The 23,216-nt window shown below is 73.6% G+C and carries 17 protein-coding genes; 11 read left to right on the plus strand and 6 right to left on the minus strand.

Annotation, left to right across the window (positions count from 1 at the left end; translation table 11 throughout):
* Nucleotides 1–426: 426 nt before the first annotated feature.
* The 3 genes from C892_RS0108550 to gabT form a co-directional block, all read right to left on the minus strand.
* Nucleotides 427–666 (minus strand): hypothetical protein, encoded by a 240-nt coding sequence (locus tag C892_RS0108550; RefSeq protein ID WP_017542073.1) that lies wholly within the window; start codon nucleotides 664–666, stop codon nucleotides 427–429.
* A 216-nt stretch (nucleotides 667–882) separates the two neighbouring features.
* Nucleotides 883–1,701, minus strand: a complete 819-nt coding sequence (locus C892_RS0108555; protein ID WP_017556849.1) for a carbon-nitrogen hydrolase family protein — start codon at nucleotides 1,699–1,701, stop codon at nucleotides 883–885.
* Between the two features lie 107 nt (nucleotides 1,702–1,808).
* Complete coding sequence (gene gabT / locus C892_RS0108560; RefSeq protein WP_017556850.1) at nucleotides 1,809–3,149, minus strand: 4-aminobutyrate--2-oxoglutarate transaminase; 1,341 nt, start codon at nucleotides 3,147–3,149, stop codon at nucleotides 1,809–1,811.
* Between the two features lie 174 nt (nucleotides 3,150–3,323).
* On the opposite strand from gabT, the gene C892_RS0108565 reads away from it, so the two are divergent.
* From C892_RS0108565 to C892_RS0108575, 3 genes are all read left to right on the plus strand, one after another.
* The gene (locus C892_RS0108565; protein ID WP_017556851.1) at nucleotides 3,324–4,856 is read left to right on the plus strand and encodes a PucR family transcriptional regulator; all 1,533 of its coding nucleotides are present in this window, start codon (nucleotides 3,324–3,326) and stop codon (nucleotides 4,854–4,856) included.
* A gap of 1,871 nt (nucleotides 4,857–6,727) precedes the next feature.
* Complete coding sequence (locus C892_RS0108570) at nucleotides 6,728–10,003, plus strand: DEAD/DEAH box helicase (RefSeq protein WP_026124235.1); 3,276 nt, start codon at nucleotides 6,728–6,730, stop codon at nucleotides 10,001–10,003.
* A 694-nt stretch (nucleotides 10,004–10,697) separates the two neighbouring features.
* Nucleotides 10,698–11,579, plus strand: coding sequence for an Fpg/Nei family DNA glycosylase (locus C892_RS0108575; RefSeq protein ID WP_017556853.1), 882 nt, complete (start codon nucleotides 10,698–10,700; stop codon nucleotides 11,577–11,579).
* A gap of 3 nt (nucleotides 11,580–11,582) precedes the next feature.
* On the opposite strand, the gene C892_RS0108580 is transcribed toward C892_RS0108575, so the two are convergent.
* Nucleotides 11,583–12,212 carry a phospholipase gene (locus C892_RS0108580; RefSeq protein WP_017556854.1) on the minus strand — a complete coding sequence of 210 codons (630 nt, stop codon included), beginning with the start codon at nucleotides 12,210–12,212 and terminating at the stop codon, nucleotides 11,583–11,585.
* A gap of 194 nt (nucleotides 12,213–12,406) precedes the next feature.
* Between C892_RS0108580 and C892_RS28690 the strand changes: the two genes are divergently transcribed.
* The 8 genes from C892_RS28690 (at nucleotide 12,407) to C892_RS0108620 (ending at nucleotide 20,898) form a co-directional block, all read left to right on the plus strand.
* A complete protein-coding gene (locus tag C892_RS28690; protein WP_239647313.1) occupies nucleotides 12,407–12,754 on the plus strand; it encodes a Rossmann-fold NAD(P)-binding domain-containing protein in 348 nt (115 codons plus the stop codon).
* Between the two features lie 289 nt (nucleotides 12,755–13,043).
* Nucleotides 13,044–14,714, plus strand: a complete 1,671-nt coding sequence (locus C892_RS0108590; RefSeq protein WP_017556856.1) for an ABC transporter substrate-binding protein — start codon at nucleotides 13,044–13,046, stop codon at nucleotides 14,712–14,714.
* 119 nt (nucleotides 14,715–14,833) lie between these two features.
* Nucleotides 14,834–15,838 carry an ABC transporter permease gene (locus C892_RS0108595; RefSeq protein WP_017538886.1) on the plus strand — a complete coding sequence of 335 codons (1,005 nt, stop codon included), beginning with the start codon at nucleotides 14,834–14,836 and terminating at the stop codon, nucleotides 15,836–15,838.
* Nucleotides 15,838–16,794, plus strand: a complete 957-nt coding sequence (locus C892_RS0108600; RefSeq protein WP_017556857.1) for an ABC transporter permease — start codon at nucleotides 15,838–15,840, stop codon at nucleotides 16,792–16,794. Before C892_RS0108595 ends, C892_RS0108600 begins: the two co-directional genes overlap by 1 nt.
* Nucleotide 16,795: 1 nt before the next feature.
* Nucleotides 16,796–17,866 carry an ABC transporter ATP-binding protein gene (locus C892_RS0108605; RefSeq protein ID WP_051060504.1) on the plus strand — a complete coding sequence of 357 codons (1,071 nt, stop codon included), beginning with the start codon at nucleotides 16,796–16,798 and terminating at the stop codon, nucleotides 17,864–17,866.
* The gene (locus C892_RS0108610; protein ID WP_017538889.1) at nucleotides 17,863–18,873 is read left to right on the plus strand and encodes an ABC transporter ATP-binding protein; all 1,011 of its coding nucleotides are present in this window, start codon (nucleotides 17,863–17,865) and stop codon (nucleotides 18,871–18,873) included. The genes C892_RS0108605 and C892_RS0108610 overlap by 4 nt, the downstream gene beginning before the upstream one ends.
* Nucleotides 18,874–18,986: 113 nt before the next feature.
* On the plus strand, nucleotides 18,987–19,991 hold the full coding sequence (locus C892_RS0108615) for a hypothetical protein (protein WP_239647314.1): 1,005 nt from the start codon (nucleotides 18,987–18,989) through the stop codon (nucleotides 19,989–19,991).
* A 580-nt stretch (nucleotides 19,992–20,571) separates the two neighbouring features.
* On the plus strand, nucleotides 20,572–20,898 hold the full coding sequence (locus C892_RS0108620; RefSeq protein ID WP_017556860.1) for a hypothetical protein: 327 nt from the start codon (nucleotides 20,572–20,574) through the stop codon (nucleotides 20,896–20,898).
* A 233-nt stretch (nucleotides 20,899–21,131) separates the two neighbouring features.
* Here the strand turns inward: C892_RS0108620 and C892_RS0108625 are convergent, their stop codons facing one another.
* On the minus strand, nucleotides 21,132–21,653 hold the full coding sequence (locus C892_RS0108625) for a hypothetical protein (RefSeq protein WP_017556861.1): 522 nt from the start codon (nucleotides 21,651–21,653) through the stop codon (nucleotides 21,132–21,134).
* A 243-nt stretch (nucleotides 21,654–21,896) separates the two neighbouring features.
* Complete coding sequence (locus tag C892_RS0108630) at nucleotides 21,897–22,646, minus strand: hypothetical protein (RefSeq protein WP_017556862.1); 750 nt, start codon at nucleotides 22,644–22,646, stop codon at nucleotides 21,897–21,899.
* Nucleotides 22,647–23,216: the final 570 nt, after the last annotated feature.

Raw genomic sequence — 23,216 nt, forward strand, 5'->3', positions numbered from 1 at the left:
GCCGCGTTCCCGAGACGCCTCGGGGATGCGGTCCGGTCCTTTTCCAACGTTCACCGACGGAATCGCCCTACCCAAGGTCGGGCGGCCGCTACAGGGAGTATCGTGGGGAAAGGTTCACCTCACACGGCCGCGCACGGCCGCGCCGTGCGGGCGGACCGCGGACCACACCGGGAGATGCGCTCTTTTCCCCTCCTCCCCCCACGGAAAGCGAGCGCGTCGGGTGCTCCGGGGCCGTTCTCCCCCTGGCCCCGGAGCACCCACCTTCCCCGTTCGTCCCGTCGACGCTTCGTCGACGCTTCGTCGACCCTTGATCCGTCCGCCCGGCCTTGAACGACCCTGGCCCGGCGGCGCCCGCCTTCGGCGACCCTCGGACGGTGTTGCCGGGACGGTCCTTCCGGAGAAGGAGCGCTCGTCGGTGCGGCCCGGTCAGCGGACCGCGAGCTCGGGTTCCCCGGCGCGCGCGTCGTGCGCGGCGGCGATGCCCGCGCACTCGTCGCAGCCGTAGACCTCGCTCCCGTCGGGCAGGGCGCCCAGCGCGCGGCGCGGCCGCGGCCATCGGACGTGGCAGATGGCGCAGGCGTCCCCCATGCACTGCGCGGTGCTCAGCAGTTCCGGTTCGAACGTGTAGATGTCGGTTGTGTCGGCGGCGGCCCCCAGTCGGGGCACAATGCTCAGACCGCTCAACGTCCCATCTCCCCCCGTGGTTTAGGACAGTCTGGCGGACCTATAGAGATCGGCTCTTATTCAACCAGAAACGGTCTGCGACCGGAATGGCTCAGGCCGTTTTCTGTGACTCTAAGCCCATGCAGCTTAACTCTTGGTAGTCATCACGGGAAGACTTGGCCAAGGCTTCCCGGTGAATATTTTCTTTTGTCCGGTTTTTTACCGGGTGGGATCCGGGTCGCGCGGCACCACGGTGAACCGGCGGAGGCCGAGGGCAGGGTTCTTCTCCCGGACCTGGGCCACACGTTCGGCGCTGATACGGCCGACCGCTACCCCGGTCTCCTCACCCAGGGCGACGATCCGCGTCCCCATGGGGTCGACGATCGCGCTGTTGCCGGCCCCCGTCGGCGCGTTCTGGCCGGCCGCCGCAACGTACAGGGTGTTCTCGACCGCCCGGGCCCGCAGCAGCGTCGTCCAGTGGTCCTCCTTGAGCGGACCCGGCACCCACTCGGCGGCCAGCAGCAGCGCTTGGGCCCCCGCGTCGGCGATCCGCCGGGTCACCTCCGGGAACCGCAGGTCGTAGCAGGTCTGCAGGCCGAAGACGACGCCGTCGCAGGTGAAGGTCTCGGGCTCGGTGATCGCGCCGGGCTCGACCACCTCGGACTCGCGGGCGCCGAACGCGTCGTAGAGGTGGAGCTTGCGGTACCGCGCCTCCACCGCGCCGTCCGGCCCGAAAGCGGCCAGCGTGTTGGAGAACCGGCCGGGCGCGGCGGGCAGGGACTCGTTCAGGCCGGCGACCACGTGCACGCCGTGCTCGGCGGCCAGCTTCGCGATCCCGGAGGGGAAAGGGCCGTCCAGGGGTTCCGCCGAGTCGACGAACCGGTGGTCGGTCCGGGGCGCGGTGAACATCGCGTACTCGGGCAGCAGCACCACCCGCGCGCCGCGCGCCACCGCCTCGCCCACCAGAGCGCGCGCCGTGTCCAGGTTGCGCCGCTTGTCCTCGCCGGGCGCGAACTGCCCGATGGCCACGTCCACCATGCCGCCTCCTCCGACGCCGGGGCCGTCCCGACTCCCCTTTCTACCGCGACGGGCCCGCACCCCACGGGAGGGGTACGGGCCCGGAGACGGCGCGGGGCCGTCCGCCGCTAGAGGCGGTCGAAGGCCTCCTCGATGATGGAGAGCCCCTCGTCGAGCAGGTCGTCGCCGATCACCAGCGGGGGCAGCATCCGGATGACGTTGCCGTAGGTCCCGGCGGTGAGCAGCACCAGGCCCTGCTGGTGGCAGTAGGAGACCACCCGGCCCATGGCCTCGCCGTTGGGGGTGGTGTCGTCCGCGCCCTGGACCAGCTCGATCGCGACCATCGCGCCGCGCCCGCGCACGTCGCCGATGATGTCGTGCCGCTCGGCCAGCGCGCGCAGGCGGGTGAGCATCCGCTCGCCGATGGCCCCGGCGCGCTCGACGAGGCCGTCGGACTCGATGGCCTCGATCGAGGCGAGGGCGGCCGCGCAGGCGGCGGGGTTGCCGCCGTAGGTGCCGCCCAGGCCGCCGCCGTGCACCGCGTCCATCAGCTCGGCCCTGCCGGTCACCGCGGCCAGCGGCAGGCCGCCGGCGATGCCCTTGGCGGTGGTGATCAGGTCGGGGACCACGCCCTCGTGTTCGCAGGCGAACATCCGGCCGGTGCGCGCGAAGCCGGTCTGCACCTCGTCGGCGATGAAGGAGATGCCGTTGTCGCCGCAGAACTCGGCCAGCGCGGGCAGGAAGCCCTCGCCCGGAACGATGAACCCGCCCTCGCCCTGGATCGGCTCGATCAGCACCGCGGCCACGTTCTCCGCACCGACCTGCTTGGTGATCTGGTCGATCGCCTGCGCCGCGGCCTCGCGCCCGCAGTCCTTGGGGCCGGTCGGCCAGCGGTAGGGGTAGGCCATCGGGATCCGGTGGACCTCGCCGGCGAACGGCCCGAAGCCGTGCTTGTAGGGCATGTTCTTGGCGGTCAGCGCCATGGTGAGGTTGGTGCGCCCGTGGTAGGCGTGGTCGAAGACCACCACGGCCTGGCGGCCGGTCGCGCTGCGGGCGATCTTGACCGCGTTCTCCACGGCCTCGGCGCCGCTGTTGAGCAGCACCGTGCGCTTCTCGTGGTCGCCCGGGGTGAGCCGGTTGAGGGCCTCGGCGACCTCCACATAGCCCTCGTAGGGGTTGACCATGAAGCAGGTGTGGGTGAAGCGGGAGAGCTGCTCGCCCGCGCGCTCGGCCACCCGTGGGTCGGCGTTGCCGACGTTGGTGACGGCGATGCCCGAACCGAAGTCGATGAGGGAGTTGCCGTCGATGTCCTCGACGATGCCCCCGCCCGCGCGCTGGACGTAGACCGGCAGGACGCTCCCCACGCCCTGGGCGACCGCCTTCTTCCGGCGTTCCTGGAGCGCCTGGGACTTGGGGCCGGGGATCTCGGTGACGATCCGCCGGGCCTGCGCGACCTCGGTGCTGGACATGGGTGCCGTCCTCCCTCTTCTGCTCGGCGGCGCGCCCCTGCGCGCCGGACGGTCCGGCGCCGGTCGCCGACGACCGGTGCGACGCCACGACCCTACGGAGGAGCGGCGGGGCGGACCCGCGCCCATCCGGATAAAATCGCGGGACGGAATTGGCCATTCTGGAGAGGGGGAGCCGTGCCTCCCACACTCGGTGCCGTCCTGCGGACGCCCCGCCTGGGGCTGCGGCTGCGCGCCGGCGGCCCGGACGCCGAGGGGCGTCCGGTGCGCTGGGTCGCGATCAGCGAGCTCACCGACCCCACCCCCTACCTGGAGGGCGGAGAGCTGGTGCTGACCACCGGCATCCGCTGGCCCGAGGGCGGGGGCGAGGAGGCCGACCTGGCCGACTACACCCGCAGGCTCGCCGCCAGCGGCGCCGCGGGGCTGGGGTTCGGCAGCGGGGTCGCCCATGAGCACGTCCCCCCGGCCCTGGTCGCGGCGGCCGAGCGGGCAGGTCTGCCGCTGATCGAGGTGCCTGGGCCCACCCCCTTCATCGCGGTGGGCAAGGAGGTGTCGCGCCTGCTCGCCCAGGAGGAGTACGAGGGTCTGACCCAGGCGTTCGCGGCCCAGCGCAGGCTCACCCAGGCGGCGCTGCGCGGGGACCGGGCCGTGGTGGAGCGCCTGAGTGCGGAACTGGCGAAGGGGACGGCCGGGCGCTCCAGGGCAGAGGGGACGTCCCACTGGTGGGTTCTGCTGCTCGACCCCGACGGGCGCGCGCGGCACGCGGCCCCGGAGGACGCCGCAGCGCGCGCGGGGGAACTCACGGGCGAAGTCTCCCGGCTCCGTGCGGCGCGCCGCCCCTCGGGGGCGTCGGTGTCCTCCCGGGGGGAGAGCATCTCCCTCCAACCGTTGGGGGTGGGCGGGCGCGTGCGCGGCTTCCTTGCGGTGGGGGCGGCGCACGGGCTCGGCGCCGACGAACGCACCCTGGTGAACGCGGCGGCGTCGCTGATGTCCCTGGAGCTGGAACACCGGGTGCCTGAGGAGGGGGAACTCGCCGCCGGGGTGTTGGAGGCGCTGCTCGACGGAGAGTTGGACCTCAGGGAGGGGCACGCGGATCGCCTGAGCGCGGCGCTGCCCCGCCCGCCTGTCGTGGTCGCCCTGGCTGAGGCGCCTGTCGGGGAGGAGAAGGAGGGGGAGGAGATCCCCTTCCGGGCTCCGCGGGGGTGCCTGACCGGACGCATCGCCGGGAGGACCGTGCTGGTCGGTCCGGAGTCGGCGGCCCCGGGGGAGGCGCTGGCCGAGGCGGTGGCCGGGAGCGTCGGGGTGAGCCGTCCCTCCGCGCTGGAGGGGCTGCCGGCGGCCCGGGCCGAGGCGGAGCGTGCCCTGGAGGCGGCCGCAGGGGAGGGCAGGGCCTTGGTGCGGGCCTCGGAGCTTGCGGGAGGGTTCCTCGGCCTCCTGGACGGTCGGGCGGGCAGACGCATGGCCGACGAGGTGTTGGCGCCGCTCTTGGAGCAGCGCTCGTCAGAGGACCTGATCGCTTCCCTGCGCGGCTACCTGTCCGCGGCGGGCCGCTGGGACGCGGCGGCCGAGCAGTTGGGCATCCACCGGCACACACTGCGCTACCGGATCAACCGGATCCGGAAGCTCCTGCCGGGGGATCTGTCGGACCCGGACTACAGGACCGAACTGTGGATCGCCCTGAGGCTTCTGGAGGACGCCGCCAAGAGGTGAAGGTGTGGGCGAGGAGGGGGAGGCACCCGGCTCCGGCTGCCTGCTCACCGGGTGCCGGGTCCCCGGTGGTCCCTGGTTCCTGGTCTTTGGGAGGCGACGGCGAGAGGGTTCCCCGGTGCTGTCGCCCGCCTGTCCCTCGGCCGCCGGGGCGCTGCGGTACCGGCGATGAGCAGCGACGACGGAACGGCTGGTGCCCCGCTCGGGGCTGCCTGCCGGGCGGCGGGCCGCCGGGGTGTCGGCGATGAGCAGCGACGAATGGGCGCGGCGGTTCCCCTGGCCTGCCGGTCGGCCGCCGGGTCTCTCGCGGTCCGGGAACAGCGGCGACGACGGGACGGCTGGTTCCCCGCTCGGGGCTGCTTGCCGGGCGGCGGGGCCCTTCGGTGCAGGGGAGGGGCGGCGACGACGAGGATGGGCGGTTCCCCGGGGGCGCCGGTCGGCTGCCGGTTGGTCGGTGGTGCGGGATGGAGGCGGCGACGGCCCAGCGGATACCCTGCTCGCGCCTGTCGGCCGGGCGGCGGGCCGCCGGGGTGCAGGGGGATGGGCAGCGACGACGAGAAGGGGCCCGTTCCTCAGGGGCGGCGGTCGGCAGCCGGGCCTCTGGTGGTCCGGGCCGGGCTCGCGGTCGGGGCCGGTCGCTTCCCGTCCGTGCTCGCGGCGCCCCGCCCGGCCCGCGCTGGGCGCCCCTTGATCAGTGGCCCCCTTGTGAACTGCGGGAATACGCACCGTCATAGGGTGAGGCGGGCGGAGGTGCGCTGATCGACGCCCTAGGGCGGCCCCTGGGTGCGATCCCGGCCAGACCAGAACGGGATTCGGTGCGGCCGTGCCCGTATTGCCCATGTTCGTCCGCCCGTCGAGGGGAGTGGGGCGGCGGAGGAGGGGTGGGGCGCCCGGTCGTGCCGGGCCTTGTGCCGGTGTCGCCCCCTTCCCGGCTACGCGGAGTGACCGAGGGTGCTGCAATCGGGTCCGGTGTGCCGGTAGAGGGGGTGTCGGGTACCGAATCTCGTTCTGGTCTGGCCGCCGCCGCACGCCTGCCCGGTACCGGGGGCCGCGCCGGGGGCGCGCGAGGCCCGCATCCCCTTTGGATCCGGACAATCGGGGCGCCCGGCGGGCCGTGCCCGCCGGAGACCGGACCGGAAGGGCGTGTTCTCCATCGTGAGTGGTGGTATCGCCACGTAATGTGCAATTGGGTGGCGATATCACCACTCTCGATGGCCTGTCGCCGCCTGGTGCGCCCGGTATGCCCGGAACGCGAAAAGGAAGGGGCCCTCCGAGACGGCAGGCCCCCGGCGGCCGACCGGCGGCGCCGGGGACCCGCCCCGCTTCGTCGTCGCCGCCTTCCCCCCTTCGCCCCGGCGGCCCGGCACCCGGCCGACAGGCGTGAGCGGGGTACCTGCCGTTCCGTCGTTGCCGCTGCTGTTGCCGGACCGCGAGTGGCCCGGCGGCCGACCGGCGGCCCCGGGGACCCGCGGCGCTTCCTCGTTGCCGCCATCTCCCTGGCACTCCAGCGGGCCGGTGCCCGGCCGGGGTCCATGAGTGGGGCACCAGCTCCGCCGTCGTCGCCGCTCATCGCCGGTACCGCTGTGGCCCGGCGGCCGACCGGCGGCCCTGGGGGACCGCCGCGCTTCGTCGTCGCCGTCCTTCCCCCTGGCACTCCGGCGGCCCGCCGCCCGGCAAGCAGGCGTGAGCGGGGTACCTGCCACGCCGTCGTTGCCCCTTCCCCAGGTGGGCGGCGGGGAGGGGGAGGGGAGGGAATTCTCCGGACTTCCTGCGCAGGAGCACGGGATGCCGCAGAATGAAGACGATAGCCCTGAGTAATCTCGTGGTCGCTGTCCGGCAGCGCCCGAAATGCCATCGAATACGTGAGGTGTGACGTGGCGGTCCCCCGATCCGACCCGTCCCTGCGCGAGCATCCCGGTGAGGGGCCCGCCGAGCCCGCCCGTCCGGTCGTGGACGTCGCACCGCCCTCCGGGGAGGGCGTGCAGGAACCCCGTTTGCCCGAGACCCCCGCCGCTCCGGAACCGGAGGAGCGCTGCACCGCGACGGCACGGCCCGCGCGGCCCACGCGGCCCGCGCACAGGGTCGGTCCCGGTGCGCGGGTCACCCCTGCGGCCGTGCGCGGGCCCGAGACCACGGCCGGACGTCTGGCCGCCCTGGCCGCCTACCACAGGGCCTGCGCCGAACGAGAGGACGTGCTCGGACACCTCGTCGACCTGGACGCCCTGCGCCCCGAGGCCTGGGCGGCGCTGCCGGGCGGCGAGGAGGTCCTGTTCACCGGGGAGCGCAGCGTCCTCGACGTCCCCGTGGGCGCCGCGGCCCCGCTCGACGCCTCGGGCGGCGGGCGGCTCCGCTACGGCTACCCGCTGGTGATCCTTCCCGGTGCCCCTGAGGACGCGGAGTATCCCGAAGGCACGGAGAGCACGGAGTGCGCCGGGAGCGCCGGGAGCGCCGACGGGTCCACTCGCGGCCTCCGCCGCGCGGCACCCCTGTTCGTGGCCGACGCCGAACCCCTGCCGGACCAGGACCCGTCCCGCCCGCGGGTCCGGCTCACCTCACGGCCCGAGGTCAACCCCGCACTCCTGAGTCGGCTCGGGATCGACACCCAAGAGGAGCTGGCCGAGTTCCGCCGCATCGTCCGCGCGGCGAAAGGTGATACCGCCTCCAAGGGGGCCGCCGGCGGCCGATCGGACCCCGGCCTGGGGGACCACGACGGGGGCCAGGAGCGTGCGCCCAGGATCACCGACCTGGAGGCCAAAGCGCGCATGATCCTGTCCCGCCTGGAGATCGACCGCGTCGACGACGTCGTCCCCGCCCGCCTGCGCGGCGTCATGCCGTTGGCCGACCTGCGACCGGGCGCCCACAACATCGCCCTGCTCTTCCGTGCGGGAACGGATCCGGACACCCGCGCCGATGCTCCGGCCGCCCCCGGCGCCGGGCTCGTCGCCGACCTGGACCCCGAGGGGGCCGGGATCCGCCCTGAGAAGGCCGGGACCACCGCCCTGGCCGCGCTCCTGCAGGGCGCCGGCGCGCGCGAGGAGCCCGTCCTGCCCGTGGCGCCCCACCGCCTGACCGAGGCCCACCACGCGGTCGTCGCCTCCGCGATGCGCCGCCCCCTCACCGTGGCCGCGGCACCGCCCGGCACCGGCGCCGACGAGGTCGCCGACACCGCCGTGCGCACCGCCTGCGCCGCCGGGCAGAGCGTGCTGGTGGCCGCCCCCGACGGCCGCCTCCCGGCGCTGATCGCCGGCGCCCCCGGACGGGCCCACCGGGTGCTGCCGGTCGGCGGCCCCGCGGACGAGGAGTCCCGGACGCTGGCGGAGGTCACCGAGACGGCGCTGTGCGCGGACCCGCCCGACGCCGTCGGCGACCGGCAGAGCCTGCGCGACGACTGGGCCCGCGCCGAGGAGGCCCGGCGCGCCATGGACGCGGTCGCCGCCGGCGGCCACGCCCTGGCGCTTCTCGGCGCCGAGCGGCGCCGCCTGGCCGAGGCCGGGTGGGACCCCGGGGCGCTGTTCACCGTCGACACCGGCGAGCCCGAGTCGTGGCAGCGGCGCGCCGAACGCGCCCAGGGCGCCGGGATGGCCGCCCGCGCCCACCGCTCCGCCATCCGCAGGGAGCTGGGCGTCGACCCCGCCCCGGAGAACCTCGACCGGCTGGCCCGGGCCGCGGCCCTGGAGAGCGAGTGGCGCACCTGCCTCGACCGGCGCCGCCGCCTGGCCCCGCTGAGCGATCTGGCCGCCGACCTGGACGCCGCCCTCGCCTGCCACCTGCTCTCCGGCGCCGCCTACCTGGAGAGCGCCGCGGTGCGCCGCGCCGCGCGCGCCCGCTCCGCAATCGCCACCCGGATCGAGGCGCTGAACTGGAACGACTCCTCCCGCCGCCCTGGTCTCGGGCACCTGCTGACCGCCGTACCGGCCTGGTCGGTGCGCGCCGACGCGGCGCACGCCCTGCCGTGCACCCCGGGACTGTTCGACCTGGTCGTGGTGGCCGAGGCGGACCGCATCCCGGTGGCCCGGCTGCTGCCGCTGCTCTACCGGGCCCGCAGGGCGCTGGTCCTGGGCGACCCCGCCCAGCCGGAGCCCGTCCGCCTGATGGAGCCCGACGACGAGGAGGCCGCCCGCTCGGCCTCGGGGACGGGGCGGGAGTGGCTGCGCCGGTGGGGGCTGGGCCACGGCGCCTCGGCCTACACCGCCTGCGCCGCCTCCGCCGAGGGCGGTCACGGGGCGCGGCTGCGCCTGGACGAGCACGACCGCGCCCGCCCCGAGATCGCCCGCCTGGCCTCGCGGCACTGCTACGGCGGCCGCGTGCACGTGCTGACCGACCCGCGCACCCTGCCCGAGGTCACCGGTCCGGCGGTGGAGTGGCGGCACGCGCCGGGCCGGTGCGAGCCCCTGCCGGGCGCCTCGGCGGTCAACCGCGACGAGGCCTACCGGGCGGCGGTGCTCCTGCGCCAGCTGGACGGCGGCCTGCCGCGCGGGCTGCGGCTCGGGGTGGTCGCTCCGCACCAGGCCCAGTGGTCGCTGCTGCGCCGCCTGGTCGAGCGCCAGGACCTCTCCCGCCAGGTGCGGGTGGGCGGACCGGAGCACTTCCGCTCCGAGCACGCCGGCACCGTCGACGTCATGGTGGTGTCGGCGACCGGGGTCGCCGGCGGGCCGAAGGCGTCGGCGCGGTTGTGGACCACCGCCCTCACACGCACCCGCATGCGGCTGATCGCCGTGGGGGACCGGGCCTTCTGGGCGCGCCAGAGCGGGATCGGCGGCGACCTGTGCCGCTGGGCGGAGTCCGAAGGCCGGGACGAGGAGGTGCAGGCGGTGCAGGACGCGTCCACCCCGGCCGTGCGCGTGCTGCAGCGTGCACTCCAGGAGCGCGCCGCCGAGGCCGTGCCCGCGCCTTCGGTGCGGGGGCACCGCGGCGACCTGTGCGTGCGGACCCGCAGCGGCTCGGCACTGGTCCTGGTCGACCAGGCGAGGAACGGGGCCGAGCTGCGCCGCCTCCTGCGCCGGGGGCGGATGCTGGAAGGGCTGTACGAAGGACCGGTGGTGTGCGTTCCGGCCTGGAGGTGCCTGCAGGACCCCGCCGCGGTGGCCGAGGAGATCACGGCCATGGCCCAGGGAGAGGGCGGGAGGCAACGGCCGCTCCACCCCGTCTGAAGCGCCGCCCTCGTCTGAAGCATCGGCCCCGTCTGAAGCATCGGCGGTGGCGATTCGTCCGCCCAGGAGCCTGGGAAGAGGCGCCGTCCGGCCGCGGGCGTTCCTTCCTCCACGCCCCCGACCACTTCAGCGCTGGGCTTGCCGGGCCGTTCGGAAGTCCGGTGGGTGGGAGGACGGACGCCATGGTTCGCGCCCGTTCCGCGCGGAGGCCGGGCTGATCGGCGCATCGCGCCGATCAGTGGCCTGTGGCCCCGGCAGACGTCCTGGCACGGACCCCGCCCAGGGCTGTCCGCCTGTCTCGGGCCCGGCGGCCTGAGGCGCTTCCCCGCCACGCGACTTCCGACAGGTTCGGCATCCGGCTGGGAGGAGGCGCCGTCGGGACACCACGGGGGCGCCTCCGGGACCGGCCTCCGTCGTGCCGCCCGGCCGCGGGGCGCCGGCCACTTCCCACCACTCGCACGGACACCGGCGCCGCCCCTCCGCCCCGGCCCCACAGGCCCGCAGGACTGGCGTCCCCGCGGGTTCTTTGGGGGCCGTCGCTCTTCCGGCGCGGTCGGCGGGCGCCTGAAGCGGGCATGTCCGGCGTATAGAGTGCGATTCCGGTGGCCGCCGCGCCTGCGCGGCCCCTCCCGTGGTCGGCCGACCGGTGCCGGGTGCCGCGGGACCCACGGATCACGACACGAGGGGGCGCGGGGTGCCCGAGGGCCACACGCTGCACCGCCTGGCGGCGCACTTCACCGAGCACTACGGCGGTGCGCGGGTGCGGGTCACCAGCCCGCAGGGGCGCTTCGCCGACGGGGCCCGCCGTATCGACGGCCGGGTGCTGGAGGGCGCCGAGGCCCACGGCAAACAGCTCTTCCTCGGGTTCGACACCGGTGAGTGGCTCCGTGTCCACCTCGGCCTGTACGGGGCCTGGACCTTCGGCGACGCCGACGGCGAGCGCCACCTGGGGGCGCCGCGCGCCGCCGGGGCCGGCGGGTGCCCGCTGGAGCGGGACACCGAGGGCTACGCCGTTCCGCCGCCGCCGGTGGGCGCGGTCCGGGTCCGCCTGGTCACCGCCGACGGCTGGGCCGACCTGCGCGGCGCCTCGGCCTGCGAGGTGATCACCGAGGAGGACAAGCACGGGGTCCAGGAGAGGCTGGGCCCCGACCCGCTGCGCGCCGACGCCGACCCCGACCGGGCCTGGCGGACCGTGGCGCGCTCCCGGTCGCCCATCGCCACCCTGCTGATGCGCCAGGACGTGGTGGCCGGCATCGGCAACATCTACCGCGCCGAGTCGCTGTTCCGCGCCGGGATCGACCCCTACCGGCCCGGCCGCGACCTCACCCCCGGGGAGTGGGAGGCCCTCTGGGCGGACCTGTGCGGCCTGCTCCGGGACGGCGTGCGCGACGGCCTGATCATCACCACACGGCCCGAGCACCGGCCCGACCCGGACGCCCGGCCGGTGCCCCGCCCCGACACCCTCTACGTCTGCTACCGCACGGGCGAGCCCTGCCGGGTCTGCGGCACGCCCGTGCGTTCGGCGGACCTGGCGGCCCGGACCCTGTACTGGTGTCCGGGCTGCCAGGCCAAGTGAGGCTCAGCCCGTCGGGACGGCCCCGCTCTCGAGGTCCACGCCGGTCTCCTCCTCGAACTCGGCGATGAGCCGCCGGGCCTCGCCGGTGGAGCCGGCCTCCTCCGCCCGCTCGGCGGTGGCGAGGAACCGCTCGGTCTTCTCCTCGACATCGCCCCGCTGCAGGGCGTCGTCCAGGTCGGAGGCGACGCCGCCGAACCCGCGGACCGCCGAGTAGTAGATGTCGGCCACGCCCCGGCACAGCCAGTCGCCGTCGCAGATCCCGTACAGGTCGTCGCGGAACACGTTGTCGATGCGCAGCCGGTTGGCCTCGTCGAAGCGCTGCTGGAGCTTGAAGTTGCGGTAGCCGAAGTCGTGGCGGACGCAGCCGGGGTTGAAGTCGTAGCCCAGCGGCTCGTCCGGCGACATGCTGCACCCGTCGTTGGACCAGTCCAGCTGGGGCTCGTGCGGGCGTCGGTCACTGACGGCGATGAACTCGTCCAGGGTGTGCTCGAAGACCAGCCGGTCGGTGATGCTCCGGAGCTCCTCGGGGGGCAGGGTGTCGGCCTGAGCCGGGGCGGCGGCCATGGGGACGGCGACCGCCGCGGCGAATGCCGCGGCGACGGCGCGCAGGGTAAATGCGCGGGGGACTGCCATCGGTGTCCTCTCGGTCGGCGGGGATGACGGTTCGAGGCGACCGTCTGACAGGACGATTGTGCTTTCCCGCCGCCGGATCGCGCTTCAGGGCCTCCCGAACTTTGCCATCCCGTTACGTCTTGTCAGCGGAAATCAACTCCCCGTGCGGACTGCCGAAACTTCACTCTCGGGACGTTCGGGGAAGGGGGGCCGTCATGGGGAGGGAACGAGCCGTTCCGACGGCGCCCGGAGTGGGCCCGAACCGCAGGAAAGAGGCGGCAGGGCGGGTGGCCGCGGCGGGCCTGGACGTGCTCGAAGCCGAACCCGGGTTGCGGGAGGAGGCCGAGCTGTTGCGCGCCCTGGCCGCGCGCCGGGACCGGGACATGCGCACGCTCTTGGCCGACCACATCCTGCTGCGCATGAGGAACGTGCTGGTCACACCGCACAGCGGGTTCGACACCCGGCAGGCGGTGCGGAGGATCCTGACGACGACACGGGAGAACATCGAGGCATATGTCGCCGGAAAACGGCAGAATACGGTCGAAGCGTCTGTCGCCGGGTGAACAGGGAGAGACATGCGCGGATGCGCGGTCGAGGTGACATTCGGGTCCGAGTGAGAGGCAAAGGGAAATCCATCACTCATTAAACAATGGCCACCGCCGTCACTCGCGACACAAACTCCGATCGGTGCGCCAAAATGCTGAAAAGTTCTCCTATCGGGTGCGCCGCCATGGCGCGGAACGGACACGGTTCCGTTGACGATCCATTACGGGATCTGAAATAAGGGGCGAAAGCAATAAAGTTCGTGCCAGCAGTCGCAGTGCCACCGACCCCCCCCTGACGAGGTGGACAGTGATCACAAGGAGAAAAGGGCGGCTCCTCGCTCCGGCGGCGGCCGCGGCGGCCCTGGCCCTGGTGGCCGCGGGGTGCGCCCAGAGCGAGAGGGACGCCGGTGGCGACCCCAACGAGACCCGGCCGCTGATCTTCGCAGGGACGGGCGACCCCCGCTCCCTGGACCCCGTCCTGGCCAACGACGGCGAGACCTTCCGCGTCACCCGCCAGGTCATGGAGACCCTGCTGGAGCACGAGCCCGGCGGCACCGAGATCCAGGGCGGGCTGGCCGAGAGCTGGGAGCAGTCCGAGGACGGCACCGAGTGGACCTTCCACCTGCGCGAAGGGGTGACCTTCCACGACGGCGCGTCCCTGGACGCCGAGGCGGTCTGCGCCAACTTCGACCGCTGGAACGGGTTCACCGGGGACTACCAGTCGAGCAACCAGACCTACTACTGGCAGAACGTCTTCGGCGGCTTCGCCGAGAACGAGGACGATGAGCTGCCCGAGTCCATCTACGACTCCTGCACCGCCGAGGACGAGCTGACGGCGGTCATCCGCGTCACCGAGCCCTCGGCCGTCTTCCCCGGCGCCTTCTCCCTGTCCTCCTTCGCCATCATGAGCCCCGCCTCCATCGAGGAGGCCGCCGGCCAGGAGGTCGGCGGCGAGGAGGGCGCACCGGTGCTGCCCGACTACAGCCAGGAGGCGGGGGTCATCGCCGGGACCGGGCCCTACACCTACTCCGAGTGGGACCACGACGGGCGCGAGGTGACTCTGGAGCGCTACGACGACTACTGGGGCGAGCCGGCGAACATCAAGACGCTGATCATCAAGACCATCTCCGAGGAGAACGCCCGAAGGCAGGCCCTGGAGGCCGGGGACGTGCACGGCTACGACCTGGTCGCGCCGGCCGACGTGCAGCCCCTTGAGGAGGCGGGCTTCCAGGTCCCGGTGCGGGACGTGTTCAACGTCCTCTACATGGCCTACAACCAGGAGGCGTCCGAGGAGCTGGAGGACCCGCAGGTGCGCCAGGCCCTCGCGCACGCCGTGGACCGCCAGCGCATCGTCGACACGATCCTGCCCGAAGGCGGGGAGGTGGCCAGCCAGTTCATCCCCGAGACGGTCGACGGCTGGTCGCCCGACGTGCAGACCTACGACCACGATCCCGACCGCGCCCGGGAGCTGCTGGAGGAGGCCGGGCAGGAGGACATGACCATCGACTTCTGCTACCCCACAGAGGTCACCCGCCCCTACATGCCCGCCCCCAAGGACATCTTCGACATCATCCAGTCCGACCTGAAGGACGTCGGGCTGACCATCGAGGCCGACTCCAAGCCCTGGGACGAGTACATCCCCCACACCGACTCGGGCAACTGCAGCCTGTACCTGCTCGGGTGGACCGGCGACTTCAACGAGGCCTACAACTTCCTCGGCACCTGGTTCGGCGGCTACGACAGCGCCTGGGGCTTCCGCGACGACGAGGTCTTCAGCGTGATGGAGGAGGTCGCCTCCGAGCCCGACCCCGACAAGCGCACCGAGCTCTACCAGGAGGCCAACGAGGTGATCATGGACTACCTGCCGGGTCTGCCGATCTCGCACTCACCTCCGTCGATCGTGTTCTCGCCCGACGTCGAACCCCCGCCGGTCAGCCCCCTGACCCAGGAGCAGTTCGACCAGGCGTCCTTCAAGTGAGGGCGTGCGCGGCGGCCTGAGGGCCGCCGCGCCGGACACCAAGCGACCACCAGGCGAGAGCGCCCGCCCGGACGGGGACCCCGGCCGGGCGGGCCCCGGACAGGCAGGCGGTTACCGAGGTGCTCCGCTTCATCGTCAGACGTGTCCTGCAGGCCGTTCCCACCCTCTTCGGCCTCTCGATCCTTCTGTTCATCTGGGTGCGCGCGCTCCCCGGGGGCCCCGAGTACGCCCTGCTCCCGGAGAACGCCACCGCCGAGCAGCGGGCGGCGCTGCGCCGCGCCATGGGCCTGGACGACCCGGTCATCGTCCAGTACGGGGCGTTCCTGGGGCGGCTGCTCCAGGGCGACCTCGGCCAGTCGCTGCAGACCGGGCGCCCGGTCCTGACCGAGTTCGCCATGAAGTTCCCCGCCACCGTCGAGCTGGCCGTCATGGCGATGATCATCGCCGTGTCGGCGGGCGTCCCGCTGGGCTACCTGGCCGCGCGCCGCAGCGGCGGGGCGCTGGACTCGCTGGTCGTCGGCGGCTCGCTCGTGGGCATCTGCACGCCGGTGTTCTTCCTGGCCTTCGTGCTCAAGCTGGTCTTCGCCGAGCAGCTGGGCGTGTTCCCCTCGGCGTTCCGCCAGACGCCGGGCATCGACGCCACCCGCATCACCGGACTGTTCGTGGTGGACGGCATCGCCACCCGGGAGTGGGACGCGGCCTGGGACGCCTTCATGCACCTGGTGCTGCCCGGGCTGGCGCTGGCCAGCATCCCGCTGGCGGTCATCGTGCGGATGACCCGGGCCGGGGTGATCGAGGTGCTGGGCGAGGACTACGTGCGCACCGCCGAGGCCAAGGGCCTGCACCGGCGCACCGTGCGCGGCCGGCACGTGCTGCGCAACGCCATGCTGCCGGTGGTCACCGCGATCGGGCTGCTCAGCGGCGCCCTGCTGGCGGGGGCGGTGCTCACCGAGAGCGTGTTCGCCTTCGGGGGCATCGGCCAGTTCATCTACTCGGCCACCCAGACCCGCGACTACCCGGTCCTCCTCGGGTTCATCCTGATCATCGCCGCCCTGTACGTGCTGATCAACCTGATCGTGGACATCTCCTACAGCCTCCTCGACCCGAGAGTGCGGGTGAGCTGATGTCGGCCAGGACCGAACGCATCGACCGCCTCTCCGAGCTGACCGCGGCCCGCCGAGAGGAGGCCGAGGGGCGCGGCGTCTGGCGCGAGGCCTTCGCCCGGATGAGCCGCAACCCCATGGCGATCACCGGCGCCGCCGTGGTGGCGGTCTTCATCGTGGTGGCCGTCCTCGGGGACCTGATCGCGCCCTATGGCCCGACCGAGCAGAGCTGGGGCGACGAGGTCTTCCCCAACCAGAACGTGTTCGTCGGACCGCGGGCCGAGAACTGGCTGGGCCTGGACAACCTGGGCCGCGACCAGTTCTCCCGGATGGTGATCGGGGCCCGCCAGACGCTGCTGGTGGGCGTGGTGGCCGCCGGGCTCGGGTTCACCGCCGGGGCGCTGCTGGGCGGCCTGTCCGGCGCCTCCTACGCGCTCGGCGGGGCGGTCGGCCGCCGGGTCGACGCCGTGCTCATGCGCTTCGTCGACATGATGCTCGCGCTGCCCTCGCTGCTGCTGGCCGTCAGCATCGCGGCCCTGCTGGGACAGGGGCTGGTCACCGTCATGATCGCCGTGGGCACCGCGCAGGTGCCCATCTTCGCCCGGCTGCTGCGCGGGGCGATGATCGCCCAGGGGAGCCGCGACTACGTCCTGGCGGCGCGCGCGATCGGGGCGCGCCGGCGCCGCATCGCCCTGTCGCACATCCTCCCCAACTCCATGGGGCCGATCCTGGTGCAGCTCACCCTGAGCCTGGCCACCGCCATCATCGACGCGGCGGCCCTGTCGTACCTGGGCCTGGGCAACCCGGACCCGTCGGTCCCCGAATGGGGGACCATGCTCGCCGACGCCCAGCGCTTCCTGAGCAGCGCTCCGCAGCTGGCCGTCTACCCGGCGCTGGCCATCATCGTCACCGCTCTGGGATTCACCCTCATGGGCGAGGCGCTCCGAGAATCACTCGACCCGAGACTGAGGAATTGAGATGCCCGCAGGACCCCTTCTGGCCGTGGACGATCTCTCGGTCACCTTCACGCAGCGCCGGCGGCGGGACGTCAAGGCGGTGGACGGCATCTCCTTCTCCCTCGACGAGGGGAGCGTGGTGGGCCTGGTCGGCGAATCCGGGTGCGGCAAGAGCGTGACCTCGCTGGCCCTGATGGGCCTGCTGCCCTCGCGCGGGGTCCGGGTCGCGGGCCGGGCCGGCTTCCGGCCGGGCGGCGGGGACACGGAGGCGGACCTGCTGTCCCTGCCGTCCCGGCGCATGCGGGACCTGCGCGGGCGGGAGCTGGCGATGGTCTTCCAGGACCCGCTGTCCTCGCTCAACCCCGTCGTGCCGATCGGGCGGCAGGTCACCGAGATCCTGGTCCGCCACCGCGGCCTCAAGGGCGGGGCCGCCCGGTCGGCCGCCGCCGACCTGCTGGCCCGCGTCGGCATCCCCGACCCGGGGCGCCGGCTGCGCGAGTACCCCCACGAGCTGTCCGGGGGGATGCGCCAGCGCGCGCTCATCGCCATGGCGGTCGCCTGCCGGCCCCGCCTGATGATCGCCGACGAGCCGACCACCGCGCTCGACGTGACCATCCAGGCGCAGATCCTCGAACTGCTGAAGGAGCTGGTCACCGAGGAGGGCACCGCCCTGCTGATGATCACCCACGACCTGGGGATCGTCGCCGGACTGTGCGATGAGATCAACGTGCTCTATGCGGGCCGGGTGGTCGAGAGCGCGCAGCGCCACGAGCTCTTCCGGGCCCCCACCCACCCCTACACCGCCGGGCTCCTCGCTTCGATCCCGCGCCTGCACGCTTCGCGGGACGTGCCCCTCACGCCGATCAGGGGGACCGTCAACGACGCCATCGACTGGACCGACGGGTGCGCGTTCGCGCCCCGATGCGACAACTACGCCGAGGACTGCCTGGGAGGGCCGCCGCACATGCGCGGAGAGCGCGCGGGCCACCGGTTCCGCTGCGTGCACCCGGTGCGCACGGACGCGGCGGCCGTATCCGCGGAGCAGTCCCCTGCGGCCCCTGAACCGTCCGCGCCCAAGGGGGAGGACCGATGAGCCTTCTGGAGATCAAGGACCTCAAGGTCCACTTCCCGATCAAGAGCGGGGTGCTGGTGGACCGGACGGTCGGGCACGTGTACGCGGTGGACGGGGTCTCGCTCCAGGTCGATGCGGGGACCACGTACGGGCTGGTGGGCGAGTCCGGGTGCGGGAAGACCACGCTGGGGCGCGCGGTGCTGCGGTTGGTCCCGGTGACCGACGGGGAGGTGTGGATCAACGGCGTGGACCTGGCGCACCTGCCGGAGGAGGAGATGCGGCGGCGCCGCAGGCAGGCGCAGATGGTCTTCCAGGACCCGCTGGGCAGTCTCGATCCCCGGCAGAACATCGAGTCGCTGCTCACCGAAGGGCTGGAGGTGCACAACGTCGGGTCCGGGAGGGCCGAGCGGCGGGGGATGGTGCTCGACGCACTGGAGGCGGTCGGGCTCTCCCAGCGCGCGCTGAACCGGTACCCGCACGAGTTCTCGGGCGGCCAGCGCCAGCGCATCGGGATCGCCCGGGCGCTGGTCCTGGAGCCCGACCTGATCATCTGCGACGAGCCGGTGTCGGCGCTGGACGTCTCGATCCAGGCGCAGGTGCTGAACCTGCTGGAGGAGCTGCAGCGGGACCGCGGACTCACCTACCTGGTGATCGCCCACGACCTGGCCGTGGTGCGGCACGTGAGCGACACGGTGGGGGTGATGTACCTCGGGGCGCTGGTCGAGGAGGCGGACAGCGACTCCCTGCACGCCGCCCCCCTGCACCCCTACACGCGCGCCCTGGTGTCGGCGATCCCGGTGCCCGACCCGGAGGTGGAGGACACGCGGGAGCGGATCCTGCTCCAGGGGGACCTGCCGTCCCCGGCCGCCCCTCCGCCGGGGTGCCGGTTCCACACGCGGTGCCCCTGGCGGCAGGAGGAGCGCTGCGCGACCGAGCGCCCAGAGCTGAGGACGGTCGGCGAGGGCCACCGGGTCGCGTGCCACTACGCGGAGCAGATCGCGGCAGGCGAGATCCGGCCGCGAGGGTAGCGTTCCCCCTGTACACGATCTCCGCCGGGTCATCGCGGTCAAGCCGGTGACCGGCGGGAGGGGAGGGACGAGTGCTCGGTGAGGCCCCTGGTGCGGCTCTCTATCCCGTGCTGATGCTCGTGGCCGGGTCGGTGTTCGCGGCCTTCGCGCTGTACCGGGTCCGGCGGGCCCACGTCCTGGCAGGGGAGCGGTCGGGAGGCCGGGGCGGTGAACCCGGTGACGGGGAGCCCGGCGGTCCGCAGGGGCGGTCGGCGGCGCTCGGCGTCCATGAGGCCGCCTTCCTGGCCGGAGGCGCGTGGCGGACGGCCGAGACGGCGGTCGCCGAGGCCGTGTTCGGCGGCCGGGCGGCCGTCGACGGCAGTGGGCGTCTGGCGGAGTCGGCGGCCGAGACGGCGGCGGAGCCGGGCATGGAGCCGGAGCCCGGGACGGGCGCCTCGACGCCCGAGCCGTCCCCGGAGGCGCGGGCGGCCCTGGCCTGCCTGGGCGCGGAAGGGCCGATGGGGCTGGAGCGGCTTCTGCGCCGTCTGGAGCAGGAGGACGTCTCGGCCCGTGCGCGCGCGGCGGTGACCGGGCACGGGTACTTCCTGGGGAACGCGGAGGTCCTCCAGGCCCTGACCCGCCGGCGCTCGGTCCTGCGGGTCGGATGGCTCGGCATGGCGGTGGCCGGGGTGCTGGCAGTGGCGCTGCTCTTCGCCGGCGCACTGACCGGGGCCGTGTCCCCGGAGGGGGAGCGGTGGTGGGCGGGACCGGCGGGGGGCATGGCCGTCCTGTTCTTCATCATCGGGGCCGTCCTGCTCATCGACCGCCTCGCCGGGCCGGAGCGCCTGGCGCCGGTGACCCCGGCGGGGAAGAGGGCCCTGGCGGAGGCGAACGACGCGCTCGATGCCGAGGAGGCGGACGCGGGCGGGGCCGCGGACCCCTACGCGCGGGCGGTGCGCCTGGTGGCGCTGGACGGGCTCGTGGAGGCGGTGGCGCAGCACACGCACCTGCCGGGGAGGACGGCGCCGGAGCTCCTCACCGCTGCGCTGGGGGCGGTGGAGCCGCCTTCGTGGGCAGGGGAGCTCATGGAGACGGCGTTGGGCGACGGCGGCGGTCCCTGGCTCGGCGATGTCGACTAGGTCCTGTATGGAGTTCCCCCGCCCGGCGTCTCAGGCGTTGATCTCGACGAAAGTGGTGCCGAATCCGCCGGAATGACAGCACTTTCGTCGAGATCATCGACGGGGGGCGCCCACTCGGCGTTGCGTCGCTGAACTCCGGACAGGACCTAGTACTGCGACGGCACTTCCCCGAGGCGGACCCCGGGACCTGGTCCGTGGTGAGCGCGCCCCTCGACGGCGTCGATGGGTGGCCCCGCTGGGAGCTGCAGGTTCGCCGAGTCCTCGGCCGACCTGACGGTGCAGTACTAGGCCCTGTCCGAGGCTCCCCCTGTCTGCCCCTGCGTCGTTGATCTCGGGGAACTCGGCCTCAAGTGGGCCTTCATAAGGCCGACTTCCCCGAGATCAACGGGAGTCCGGCCCGGGGGGCGCGGGCGGCGCGGCGCTCCCGTTCACGCTCGGCGCCCGCACCACCGCCCCGGGCCGAGGCCGTTCGGGTGCACCGCCGCACACCCGTCATGGCCGCCCTACGCCGTGTCCGCAGCCGGTTCAGCGTTCTCCCATGGACCATGTAGGGGCGCGGCACGCCGGGCAGAATCCCCGTATGCGACGGCTCGCACTTCGGCTGCAGGACAGGCTCCGGGCGGCGGGGGAGCGGAGCGCCGCCTGGGCGTTCCGCAACGCCGATAACGAAGAGCGCCTCAGGTACGAGGTGATGCGCGGCAGGCTGGACGCCGCCCTGCGTCGCCTGCGCTCGCTCCTCGAACGCGGGCGTCCGTGGGCGCCCGAGGACCTGCACGCCCACGCGGACCTGATGGAGGACTACCGGGAGTGGTCCTGGGTGGCGCGGAGCGCGACCCATTCGGACCAACTGGTGGAGGTGTACCCCAAGGTCCTGAGTGCCCAGCGCCGGGCGGCCAAGTGGGTGTGACCCGATCTCCTCCCCGGGGGCGCGCACCGTCTCCGCTCACGGACGGGGCTTGTGGTCCGACCGTTCGCAGGCGGTCCTCTCAACGCGCCGCCGGTACGCCGCACCGCGCTCGGCCGGTGCCCGGTCGCCCATCGGTCGCACGTTCCCGAACGCGCGGGCCCGTAAGGCCGTCCTGCCCGGAGGCAGGGCCGGGGCCGTGTACACCGGACGCGCCCGCGACGGCCCGCCTCGGTTCAGGCGCGTGCCCCGGTCTCCTCCTGCGTGCGCGCCGGGGAATCGCCGTCTTGGCGGCCGTGGCGGCGGACCTGGGCCGCTTCGGCCAGGGCCTTGGCGGTCTCGGCGCGGCGCTTGCGGCGCATGGCCGAGCGCACGATGCTCACCGAGGCCATGGCGGCGATGGCCGCCAGCGGCAGGACGAGTGCCTTCGCGGGCTGGCGCACCGGTCGGAACTCGGCGTCGTCGCCGCGGATGAGGAGGTACCCGGCCGGTTCGGTCTTGGAGAAGCCCTGGCCGCCCCCGCCGTCGCCGACGATGCGGAACGCGCGGCTGGTCCCGGCGCCGAAGGCGAAGAAAAAGCGGGTGCGGGCGACCGGGACGACCACGGCGCCGTCGTGCTCGATGGCGGGGCCGAAGACCGCCTCGGACCCGCTCTGGCGTCCGGCCTGATCGATGAGCCGCCCGAGGACCTGGAGGGTCGGGGCAGAGCGGATCAGGGCGTCGGCGGTGGTACCGCGGCGCGAAACGGAGTCGGGCATGATCGTCCTCTCGGCGGGGTGCGGTCCGGGCTCCAACGTACCCCCGGGGCCCCCGCCCGGCGCAGGACCGCGGCCGTGGCCGATACCGGTCCGCGGGCGCGGGGACTTCGGTAGGGAGGGGCGACGCCGGTCGCCCGGCCCGGCGCCCGGTCCCTCGCCCGAGGAACGGGGCGCCGGCGGCCCGGGGCCCGCTCCGGGGTCTGTTCCGGGGGCCGGGAGCGGCGCCGGGCGGTGCCGGTCGGCCTACGCCTCGGCGTCCTCCTCCAGGTCGGGCGCCAGTCCGCGGGCGATGACGTTCTCGGCGAGCGAGCGGCGCACCTCGTCGGCGTCCCCGATGTGGCCTGCGTGGCCGGTCCGTGCCCGCAGTTCCGAGCGGATCGCCTCGACGACGGGTGCGCACACCAGGACCTCCGCCAGCGGCGCAGGCTCCACGGCCTCACGCCACTTGCGCAGCTCCTCCAGGCGGCCGTGCTCGATCGCCTCATGGGTGATGTGGAACAGGGCGTCGACGGCGCGGGTGTGCGCCTCCTCCGCCTCGTCCATCAGGTCGACGTCGATGATGCGGACCGTGCGCGGCGCGTCGTCCCCCTCCGAGCGCAGGTGGTACACCTGCCAGGCGCGGCCGTTGGTGAGGATGATCCACTCGGCCCCCTCCTCGATCGCGAGCCGGCGCGCCTGCTGGATGTTGCGCGCGTCCAGGTCCTGGCCGCAGCGCTTGACCTCGATGGGCGCGAACAGCTCGTCGTCGAGCTTGAGGGCGTAGTCGATCGAGTCGCCGCTGTTGCGGTACTCGGTGGTCATCTCCTCGTACTTGCTGAAGTTGAGCCCGTAACTGAGGAAGTCGGTGACCAGCATCCGGGTGTCGCCCTCGTTGGCGTCGCGCTCCACCAGGTCGGCGAGGGGACCGGAGAAGCGGTCGATGGCCGCCGCGAGCCGGTTCCGGGTGGAGGCCTCCCAGTTCAGGACGGTCGAGAATTCGCCGGTCCTGCTCATGACTTGGGTCGTTTCGGATTCCATCTGCGTCGTTGCGTCCGTTCCCGTGATCCCGAGGTTCTCGTGGTTCCACCGGCCCCGTCCCCTCCCTCGGAGTCCCGGGCACGGCGGACCAGGCGCCCGGCGGCGCGATCGGAGGGGAAAGGGCGACCCGGCGATGCTATCGCCCGTCGGCTCCGCCGTTCTCACCGCGTGCCCCGACGACCGCGTCGCGGGGACGGCCGGACCCGGCCGGAGGGCGTCGTCCCGGAATTCGCCGTTCGGGAAATATGGGAATCGAACGACCGAAAAAGAAGGCGAGCGGCGTTCCGAGAACGCCGTGCGGTTCCCCTTTCGAGGGGACCGTCGATCGCAATGCTCCCGTGCGCACCATGCGCGGCAGCCTCTCCGCAGCTCAGAAGGGGGCGCCCCGGCCATTCGGCGCGTCGGCCGCGCCCGGTCCCTCCGCAACGGCGCATGCGTCGCACCGAGCCCGCGTTGATCTCGGGGAAGTCGGCTTTATGAGTGCCCTGATAAGGCCGGTTTCCCCGAGATCTGTTGGTGGATGATGGTGCTACCGGGGCCGCTGAG

The sequence above is a fragment of the Nocardiopsis baichengensis YIM 90130 genome (assembly GCF_000341205.1).
Taxonomy (GTDB): domain Bacteria; phylum Actinomycetota; class Actinomycetes; order Streptosporangiales; family Streptosporangiaceae; genus Nocardiopsis_A; species Nocardiopsis_A halophila.

What these genes read in the sequence shown, in the direction of transcription:
- gabT (WP_017556850.1), bottom strand. Translation starts at nt 3,149, where the DNA reads ATGTCCAGCACCGAGGTCGCGCAGGCCCGGCGGATCGTCACCGAGATC.
- C892_RS0108625 (WP_017556861.1), bottom strand. Translation starts at nt 21,653, where the DNA reads ATGCCCGACTCCGTTTCGCGCCGCGGTACCACCGCCGACGCCCTGATC.
- C892_RS0108630 (WP_017556862.1), bottom strand. Translation starts at nt 22,646, where the DNA reads ATGAGCAGGACCGGCGAATTCTCGACCGTCCTGAACTGGGAGGCCTCC.
- C892_RS0108555 (WP_017556849.1), bottom strand. Translation starts at nt 1,701, where the DNA reads ATGGTGGACGTGGCCATCGGGCAGTTCGCGCCCGGCGAGGACAAGCGG.
- C892_RS0108615 (WP_239647314.1), top strand. Translation starts at nt 18,987, where the DNA reads ATGCTCGTGGCCGGGTCGGTGTTCGCGGCCTTCGCGCTGTACCGGGTC.
- C892_RS0108620 (WP_017556860.1), top strand. Translation starts at nt 20,572, where the DNA reads ATGCGACGGCTCGCACTTCGGCTGCAGGACAGGCTCCGGGCGGCGGGG.
- C892_RS0108600 (WP_017556857.1), top strand. Translation starts at nt 15,838, where the DNA reads ATGTCGGCCAGGACCGAACGCATCGACCGCCTCTCCGAGCTGACCGCG.
- C892_RS0108580 (WP_017556854.1), bottom strand. Translation starts at nt 12,212, where the DNA reads ATGGCAGTCCCCCGCGCATTTACCCTGCGCGCCGTCGCCGCGGCATTC.
- C892_RS0108610 (WP_017538889.1), top strand. Translation starts at nt 17,863, where the DNA reads ATGAGCCTTCTGGAGATCAAGGACCTCAAGGTCCACTTCCCGATCAAG.
- C892_RS28690 (WP_239647313.1), top strand. Translation starts at nt 12,407, where the DNA reads ATGGGGAGGGAACGAGCCGTTCCGACGGCGCCCGGAGTGGGCCCGAAC.
- C892_RS0108605 (WP_051060504.1), top strand. Translation starts at nt 16,796, where the DNA reads ATGCCCGCAGGACCCCTTCTGGCCGTGGACGATCTCTCGGTCACCTTC.